This window comes from Planctomycetia bacterium (assembly GCA_034440135.1).
Classification (GTDB): Bacteria; Planctomycetota; Planctomycetia; order Pirellulales; family JALHLM01; genus JALHLM01.
In genome coordinates, this window is the sequence record JAWXBP010000400.1 from 1 (window position 1) to 9525 (window position 9525).

A 9525-nucleotide genomic window follows, 5' to 3' on the forward strand; every position below is an offset into this window, starting at 1 on the left:
ACCCCGCCCCGCCCACTCTTTACACTGTCCTCCCCATGGGCCAGAATACCGGGGCGGTGAACGCGGCCAGCCACTTCGGGGTGGGGTCGCGTTCTTTTTTGTCGCGTAGTGAAAGGCGCCACGATGGACCGAATTCCGATGACCCGAGCGGGCTATGAAAAGCTCAAGGCGGAGGTCGACCATCTCGACTCGGTGGAAATGCCGAAGGCCTCGGAGCGGGTCGCCAGTGCGCGCAGCGAAGGCGATCTCTCGGAAAACGCCGAATACCATGGCGCCCGGGAAACGCAGGGGTTCTTGCAAGCGAAGATTAACATGCTTCGCGACAAACTAGCCCGCGCCCAGATCATCGACATGTCCAACTTGCCGCGGGGCGAGGTGGTGTTCGGCGCTACGGTCGTACTGAACGACTTGGACCTCGACGAGCAAGAGACCATCACCTTGGTTGGCGCCGGCGAAGAGGACTACGACCACGGCCGGTATCTCATTACCAGCCCGCTGGGACAAGGGTTGCTCGGCAAAAAGGTCGGCGACAAAGTCGAGATCCCGGTTCCGCGCGGCACGATGCGCTTCGAAGTGTTGGAAATCCGCTTCGACGGCTAGAGCGTAGCGCCAGCGAGCGGGAGTTGCGCAAAGTGATCAAACTCTCAGCAGACTTCCCTCACATCCTAGCGAGCTAAGCGAATCGATGTATTCACTCCGTTGACGCTGAGGACTGGCCCGCCTGATAAATTCGCCCTAATTCCAGCATCAGCGGTTCGAGCTTGGCGTAGTAATCGTCCTCTGTCAGCTTCGCTTTCTCATCTCGCAGCGTTTCGATTGCTACTTCCAACTCGTCGCGCCGCTGGCGCAATTCCTCCGGCAATTTCCGTTCGCTCGAGCTCGGAATGAGGATCAACTGGTGCGCCCGCATTCCGTCGAGCGCCGCACCGTCCTCGGCGCGCTTCGTCGCGCGCACGCCGGCGAACCAATCCCCCGGCATACCGAGTTTGTCGCCGTTGTCGTCCAGCAACGCATGTTCCGTCGCCAGCCGGGCGTCCGCGCGATAGAACTCCGCCACACGTCCGCTGCCAATCAGGAATCCCTCCAACAACGACACCTGCCCGTCCTTGTCCAAGTCCGCGCTTGCGTCGCCGATCGCCTGTGCGAGGTAAGTGCCGAAGCGCGCGTAATTGGTTTCGTCGCCGCTCTTCGTCGCCGTGATCACCACGCGATTCTCGTCTGACAGCGCATTGATAAACGGCCCGCTCGCCGACGTGCAGTTGATGATCGCCAACGGTCGCTTCGCCGACTCCAGCCATCCGCCAAGTTCCACAGCGCTCACGTCGGGCCCGCGCAGATTGAATTTCGCGACATTCCCGCTGAAGGTCCCGTGCCCCAAGAGCACGATCCACAACGGGCCGCGGTCCTCCACCGGAACCAATCGCTCCAATGTTGCGTGCAACGCCTCTTTGTCGGTCGTGGCGGACTCCGCGACGCCAATCGTCTCCACCGTGGCCTGACCTTGCTCTGCGGCGACGCGCCACAACTCCGCCGACTGGGTGAAGTCCTGCGAGTATTCCGGCGTGCCGGCGGCGCCAACCACGACAACGACATCTGCGCGGGGTGACTCTGCATGGGCAACAGCGGCCAATTGTAAACACAGCGCCAGCGACACTAGCCCGACGCGCCAGCGCGGGGGAGGCGACGTTGCCCGAGGGTTTCCGGCCGAAGTGGTAGCCAGCGTCACCTCTCCCTCGCTGGCGCTACGGGCTAGTGTGAAGGATTTCGCGTGGGCCCTTGGCATTGCGGCTCGAAATGGGTTCATGCGATGTCCGTTTTGATTGCTCATGCCAACCCATGCCAACGGCGCAAACCCCATTCGCCCGCTAGGCACAGTATCGCCGTCAAAAAATACAGCGGATGCTGCCAGAGCGGATAAACCCACGGCTCCGTCACTGGCGCTTTACGTCGGGAGAGTCCGGAGACGAACGCCGACAGCCCGTCAACCTCGACGATCTCGCCGCCGGTCTTGGCTGCGATCGTCGCCAGCAATTCGCGATTCGGCGCGAGGCGTGCAAATTCCTCGGCCGCAGGTTGCGCGGTCCAGCCGGCTTCGCGCTTGGCGATTTCGCTCCCATCCGGCGCGTTGGCGGTCACGGTCGCGCGATACGCCCCCGGCTCGCGCGCCACGTAGGTCGTGCTGTACAACCCTGGTTCGCGATCGTCCGGTTCGCCCGCCAGCGTGATCGGTTTGCCGTCTGGTCCCGTGATGCAAATCGAGACCTGTGCGTTGTCGAGCGGCAAAAACTCGGCGTCACGCACGCGCACCGCGATCTCGGTTGCCGGCGAGGCGCTCTCCTTTTTGCGCTGTGTTTCGACTTCCACGCGCTTCGGCACGTCGCTCACCAACCACCGCACCGTCTGACGCCAGGCCCGGTCGAAATCATCCTCCTCCGGCTGCTCACGCTGTAAGTTCCACCGCCAATAATCTCCCAGCAACATCGCGCCGGCTCGGCCTTTGCCGAAGCGCTGCGCGACGAGCGCTGGATAAGTCGCTTCACCATCACTCACTTCGGCCAGTACGCTCGCCCCCGGCTTGATCGCCCGCGCGCCGCTTATACTGCGAAACGCCGGCATCGCCAATAATCGCTGCCGCTCCGCGTCCTCGGTCTCGCGGGTTCGCACCCACGGTTGCAACCAGCCTTCGCGCGTCAGCGCCAAGCGATACTCCCCGTCCAACGGGCTCGCGCCGTCCTGTCCGTGATCGAGATACACCGGCAGCAATTCGCCGACCGGCGTGCGATCGTACTTGCCCGCGGTGAACGAATCCGGCCCGCCCATCATCAATAACCCGCCGCCGCGCTGGCTGACAAAGCTGCGCAGCAACGTCAACTGATCCTGCGTGAAGAACTCGGCTTCAATGTCGTCGAGAACGATCGCGTCATAGCGATACAACTCGTCGGCCGCTTTGGGAAAGCCGACGCGCAACTCGACCCCTTCCTTGTCATCCTCTTCGAGCCCCAGCCGAATCAGCACCGGTTCGTCATGGCGCTCCGCCGTATCCACTTCCGGATTGTCGAAGCCTTCGAATAGTTGATTATCTCGCCGCGCCCGCGCGTCGCGAAAACCGAACTTCGGCTGCCGCTTCGCAATGCGAATCAAGCCGACCAGGTTGACTTGATCGTCCTCATGCACAGCGCGGCGAAGAAACTTGAACTCCCAATTCGGCCGCCCCGAGACGTACAGCACGCGATACGGCCCGCCGCCGCGATCCACGACGAAAATTCGACTGTTGTTCGCGAGCGTTTGCTCTGACGTCGTGCGTTCCACTTCCGGCTGGAGCGCCTCGCCCGCTTCGCTCGATAGAGAAGCCTGCACCGTATAGAAACTGACGCCCGGTTTGTCCGGCCGCAATTGAAAGCGAAACGCCGTGGGTTTGCCGTCCTCGCCGAGACTCGCCCGTTGCCGTTCAACTTCGCGGCCGCTTTCGTCGATCAACACTGCCGCGACTTCCTGCCCCGGCACGCCCGCACCGCTGACATCCGCGCGTACCAGCACCGGCGCGGATTCGAAATTGGTCTGGCTCGCCGCCAACGATTGCAGATTCACATCGCGCGGCGCTGCATCCGCCTTCGGCAACACCGGAAACACGGGCGGCAGTTCGGACCAATCCACGTCCGTCAGATCCGTCCCGTTGCCGTCAGTGAACAACAATACGCCCGCTAGTGGCAAGCCGCGAAATCGTTTGGCGACCGTCGTCAAAGACGATTGGAGCGCACTGCTCTCGCCATCAAAATCCAGCGCATTGAAACCGGCCACGGCGCGCATGTGCGAATCGAAAACGTAATTGCGTACGTCAAAATCCTGCCCCAGCCGCGATTTCCACGACGCGTCGCCGGTCAATTGTTCGCGCAGCAGATCGGCTCTCGGCCGCGCCGGCGAACCGTCGCCGATCCGCATGCTCTGGCTGTTATCCGCCAGCAACACAAACGTGTTCGCGCCGCGCCGCGGCTTCGTGCCCGTCAACAGCGGCTCCAACAAACATAGCCCGAGCGCTACAATCGCCACGGCCTTAAGCGAGCCGGCCGCGAGCCGTAGCCCGCGGGACGACGGCGCCCGCCAATAGGCCAGCAACAACACCACGGCGGCGGCGACGCACAGCGCCAACGCCCCCGCCAGCCAATCGGGCGATCCCCAGACGAGCGCCGCCACGATCATTCGCCGCTCCCCAATCGCTCGTAGTAGCGCCGCACCCCTTCGCTGAACTGCGGCGGCACGGGGTCGCGGTCAATCGGCGCCAAGGCGTCGGGCGATTCCCGTTTGCGAATCTCCTCGCGAATTCGTACGCGCAACTCCATCAGTGGTTCGGCGATCAACTCCTGCAACTTCTTCGGGTCTGGTTCCTGCGAATGGCGTTTGTATTCTTCACGTTCGCCACGCACGCGATCGCGAATCCGGGCCGCCTCGGCGCGTAGATCAGGATCTTCGATCAACTCTTCTACCTCGCGCATGCCATCCGCCCAGTCGCGATATCCTTCGCCGGTGATCGGTCCGCCAGGACCGCTGGGACCGCCTTCGATCCCTTCCAAGAACTGGTCGAAGCTCGCCTGTTGACTTTCACCGCCGCCGCCGCCAGGCTGCTGGCCCTGCGCATTCTCACTCGGTTCGCCGCCGGGATTCGAACCAGGAGCAGCGCTCGGTTCACCTTCGCTGTTCTGGCCCGCTCGACCGGAAGGTGATTCCGACGGTGCACTATTTCCAGGCTGTTGTCCAGGTTGTTCGCCAGGCGGTCCGTCACCCTGCTGTGGTTGTGGTTGTTCGCCTTGGCCTTGTTGCTGACCATTCGGAGCGCCGTCTTCTCCAGGCGTTTCCGACGGCGACCGGCCCGGCTCCTCGCCCTCGCTGTTCTCGCCCGGCGTTCGAGTCGATGGATCCTGCGCCGGGGCAGCGTTCGGATCCGTGGGCGCGGCACTTGGCGACTCGCCGGGCGCCGACTGCATCTCGCGATTCAACTCCTCAGCCAAGCGATCCAACTGTTGCTCGGCGCGCCGAAGCGCTTCCGCCTCATTGGGCAGCACGTTCTCCGCGGCCCGCTCGACGCCTGCGCGCAGCTGCCGAATTCCCTCGCCGGCCTGATCGGCGACTTGCCGCGCCTCGCGCGGAATGCCGGCCTCGACCAGTCGATCGGTCACTTCGAGCGCTTCGTCCAGGCGACGCTCCGCCGCGTCCTGCACGGTCTCATATAACTCTTGCGCCAACAACGGCTCCGTCGGTTCCGCTGCTTGCACCGTGTTCCGCATCCGTTCCAACAGATTTTCCAATTGCTCGCGTTGCTGTTGAACATTCTCGCGCGCTCCGGCCCGTTCGCCGTTGTCGCGCAACGACGGTTGTTCCTCGCGCCGATTCATGGCGTCGAGTTGTTCGGCGAGCTTCTGCTGGCGTTCCTCCAACTCCCGCGCCTCGTTCCGCATCTCGGTCATTTCCTCGGTGAATTGTTCCGAAGAATTCTCCCGGACCTGATCGCGCAGCTCGTTCAATTCGTTTCCCGCCCGCGTCCCTTCGGTGAGCGCTTCCGAAAGTTGTCCTTGCTCCAGCGCCTCCGACGCATCACGGACGTTTTCGCGCGTCTGTTGCAACTGCTCGCGTGTCTCGGCCATTCGGTCTCGGTTCTGTTCCTGTTCCAATCGCTCCTGCAACGTGTCGGTATCGCGCAGGATTTCTTGTTGTTGCTCTCGGAGCCGTTTGAGCTGCCGCTCGATTTCGGCCCGCTGCTCCTCGGTCTCGGCCGCCTGCAGCGCGGATTGCAATTCGCGCAATCTTTCGTTGAGATCGGTCTGACGTTCCGCCAATTCCTTGAGCCGATTCAGCACCTCTCGCGTCTCGTGCTGCTGCGCTTGGCGCTGGTCCTGCTGCGCTTGCGCTGCGCTCTGGTTTTCATACCGGTTTTCGTCGTTCGACAATTCCAATTCGTTCAATTGCCGCTGCGAGCGATTCCCGCCGCCTGATGCTTGACCTCCGCTCTGGGGCGAATTGCTCTGCACCACCTCGAATTCGCGCGCGCGCAATCGTAGCAATGCCTGGTAGGCCGTCTGTTCGGCCGCGAGCGCTGGCTTATGCTCTGCCGGCGCGGCGCTGTCGTGCGCGACCTGCAAACGTTGAAACGCCTCGCCCATTGCCTTCACGGCGGCTTCCATCGCCTGCATCGACTTCGGATCCGTCAATTCTTGCGCCGCCGCGGTCGCTTGCTCGATCGCCTGTTGCTGCGACTCGACCAGCAATTGGCTGTCCGCCGCGAATTCCTCGCTCGGTTTCTCCCGGGTCTCACGGCGAATCAGCTTCCACGTCGCGGCGATAATCTGCTTTTGCAACTCCACGAGTTCTTCCGCCGCCTGCATTGCGCCGCCCGCTTGCTGCTGCTGTTGCTGTTGTTCGCCACCGCTTGGCGCCTCGCCTTCGCGGAAAATCTCCTCGAACGGCCGCACCTCGGCGAAATACATATCCCCCAGCGTTCGCCGCGGTTGACCGTCCGGCCCGATGTCTTCCGCCCAAAAGTAAAACGAAACGAGCTGATCGGGTTCCGCCTGCAGACTCTCGAAATCCAGCAGGTGACTCGCCTCGACCTTCTTCGCGATCGACTCGTCGCCGCCTAACTGCAATTCATGCGCTGTGCCATCAGCCGTCGTGTATTCAATGCCGCGCCGTGAAACGCCGTAATCGTCGGCTAACTCTGCTGCGAGTTCCAATTCCTCCAACGGCGAGACCTGTGCATCCCCCGACGGCCGCTTCATCGTGATCGTCGCTGGCTTGTTTGGTAGCACCTTGATCGAAATGTCCGTGGCCTGCTTTTGCTGACGTCCCTCGGAATCGATCAACTCGGAACTGAGTCGGCGCGAATCCTTCAGCGTCAACGTGGTTCGCACGACGCGCGGATCGTCCGCATCGGCAACCAGCGTCAGATCGCCCAGTTTCTCGTCCTTGAATCGCGCCTCGCGCACCGGCTTGTTGAGCCGCGCGATCAGCGTCAACTCCGTCCCTTCTACCGCGGTGACGTGGCGAATGTCCTCGATCGTCTGCGACTCCTTCCCGGTGAACGCAGGATATCGCAAAATTGCATCGACCCGTTCCACCGCTGGGTAGTCGAACACCGTGACGCGATACGTCTCACTGCGGCGTCCGTCGTACGTCACATGGTAAGCGAGATCCCCCGGCACCTCCGCGACGCGCCCCGCGAACGCCGGGTCTTCCAAACTGCGCGACATCGATCGTGTCGCGGAATCCGCCGACGCATTCTCGGTCACCAGCGCCACGTCCGCCGGCACCTGCCGCCCGAACCTCGCCACGACCAACAGCGAGGAACCTCGCTCCAACTCGGTGTTTCCGGGCTCGACTTGAATTTCATAGTCCGCGCGCTCCGACTTCGCCGGTTGCGCGACGGTTTCCGTCGGTCGCACCGCGCGCGCATGCACGGCCAACGCACTAAAGGCTACCAAGAACGCCGCGAGCGCACTGAAATGCGCGATTTGCAGTCCGATCAATTTCCAGGCCGAGATCATTTCCTCCCAAGGATTTCTCCGGCAATGTTGCAACGCCTGATTGATCACTTGAGTTTGTAGAAATCCGAGGCGGCCCGGCGGCGAGGCGGCCTGCTCGGTCGCGGCCATCAACACGGATGACAATTCTGGATGGCGTGCCTCGATCCGTCGCGCCACCCAGAGCGGATCACGCGCCGAACGCAATGCGCGAATCGTACACAAGAGCGCCGTGGCGAGTGCGCCAACGCCCAGCGCGAGCAACATCGAATCGCTCGCAGCCGACGAGCCCTGCGGCGCAGTGACCGACCAATACGCGCCCCCAGCGAGCGCCGCCCACATCAACCAGCAGAGTGTCAGGCCGCCCCAGAGCCGCGCGCCGCGAATCCGCCGCGCCACGCGTTCCAATGCCATCCACAATTCGATTCTCATGAGGCCAAGCCCTCCGCTTGGTTCAGGCTCGGACGACTCAGCCGCCCGGCCAGCCAGGTTTCCGCGATTAACACCGCTAACACCGCCACCACGAGCCACTGCCAAAGCTTCTGCCGCCCTTCGAGCTCCACGTCGCGCAACTGACGCGATTGCTCGGCTTGCTGCGCACGGCGCTCTTCGTTCGTCAACCGTGCGCCCCATTGCTCCAGTGTCTCGACGGGCAGCGGCGCAGTGCGGCTTTCGCGCGGGTCAAGATTCACGGCAAAATACTGCCGACTTGACGGCAGATCGAGCGCATACACGCCCGGTTCCGCGGTGTCGGTGAAAACCTCAGCGTCGGGGGGCAGCGTAACCGTTTCGCCATTCGGCTGCTGAATATTGAACTCGGTTGCGCCAACAACCTGAGCCGGCAGACGCACGCGTTCTCCTACGAGATAGCTGCGCGCCTCGAACAACCCCGGGTCGTAGAGTGCTAACATCGACTGCATCAATGGCACGAACTTCGACGACCGCGACAACTGGCTATCGCCCGGTTGCCAACCCGCGGTCAACACGACCAATCGTCCCTTGCCAACCGACTTTTCCATCACCGCCGGATCGCCGTTCTCAAACGCCGCCGCGACGCGAACCTCCCCAAATGCATTGGCCGCCAGCCGGCGATACTTCCAAAACCGAATCTTCGTAAAGTCGTTGTACTGCGCTCCCGCCAGCGGCGCGAACAGCGGATGCCGCCAATCGATTTGACCGAGCATCGCATAGTCCGACACAATGCCCTCGGTCGACTCGACGGCCGGTAAGCCGCATAACAGTGCGAGCGTCTCGTGCGCCCCCGCCGCGGTTAACACGGACAAGACGGTGCCGCCGCTTTCCAGGTACGCCCGCAATCCTGCCCGCTGCGATTCGCTTGGCTCCGCACCTAGTACCACAAGCGGCGTCTTGCGCGGTTGCAGTTCCGGCAACGCACCGTCGGGCCCAACGGCCTTGACGCTGACGCTCCGCCCCGGCGCTTCGGCCAGCGCACGTTCCGCATAGTACCGCATTTGCGTGGCGTCATCAGCGCGTTCGGCGCCGACGTACAACACGTCCACCTCGTCCACCGGGCGCGTGGCGACGAATAGCGTGTTGTCGAACGGCTGTGTATCGCCCAGTAATTCCACGCGGCGCTGTTGCGCCGGGTCGCTTGGCTTCGGCAACCGCACTACGCGAGATTCCCCCGGCGGCACATACACCGCAATCGGGGATCCGGCCGTGTTCTCTGTTTCCCCCCGCCACCGTAGTTGAAAAGTCTCACCGGACGAGTCCGCTTCGTTCGTCACGCGCACGCGAAGGTCGCCGCTTTCGGCCGCGTTCGGCGAGTCCTCGCCCCCCAGTAAGCTGACCGCTGCATTGCCTCCCTGGGCCGCGACCGTCTGCAACTCCAATTCCACGTCGCGCGGCCACTCGAAATCGGTCAACGCCTCGATCCGGCTCCCTTGTTGCAAATCGCTGATCAGCACCACGCGCCGCGCCCCGCGCGCCGCCTGTTTCGACTGATCCGCTCCCTCGTTAACCGCGCCCACCGCCTCGATCAAGCCTTCGGCTCACC

The 9525-nt window shown here is 63.1% G+C and carries 5 protein-coding genes; 1 reads left to right on the forward strand and 4 read right to left on the reverse strand.

All coding sequences use genetic code 11. The annotated features are described in order from the left end of the window. The first annotated feature begins 123 nt into the window (after positions 1–123). On the forward strand, positions 124–600 hold the full coding sequence (greA, locus tag SGJ19_23580; protein MDZ4783239.1) for a transcription elongation factor GreA: 477 nt from the start codon (positions 124–126) through the stop codon (positions 598–600). Between the two features lie 91 nt (positions 601–691). Here the strand turns inward: greA and SGJ19_23585 are convergent, their stop codons facing one another. The 4 genes from SGJ19_23585 to SGJ19_23600 form a co-directional block, all read right to left on the reverse strand. Then, positions 692–1582 (reverse strand): hypothetical protein, encoded by an 891-nt coding sequence (locus tag SGJ19_23585; GenBank protein ID MDZ4783240.1) that lies wholly within the window; start codon positions 1580–1582, stop codon positions 692–694. A gap of 242 nt (positions 1583–1824) precedes the next feature. Further along, positions 1825–4197: a glutamine amidotransferase gene (locus tag SGJ19_23590; GenBank protein MDZ4783241.1), complete on the reverse strand. Its 2373-nt coding sequence runs from the start codon at positions 4195–4197 to the stop codon at positions 1825–1827. After that, positions 4194–7940: a hypothetical protein gene (locus tag SGJ19_23595; protein ID MDZ4783242.1), complete on the reverse strand. Its 3747-nt coding sequence runs from the start codon at positions 7938–7940 to the stop codon at positions 4194–4196. Before SGJ19_23595 ends, SGJ19_23590 begins: the two co-directional genes overlap by 4 nt. Beyond that, positions 7937–9511, reverse strand: coding sequence for a hypothetical protein (locus SGJ19_23600; GenBank protein ID MDZ4783243.1), 1575 nt, complete (start codon positions 9509–9511; stop codon positions 7937–7939). Before SGJ19_23600 ends, SGJ19_23595 begins: the two co-directional genes overlap by 4 nt. Between the last annotated feature and the right edge of the window lie 14 nt (positions 9512–9525).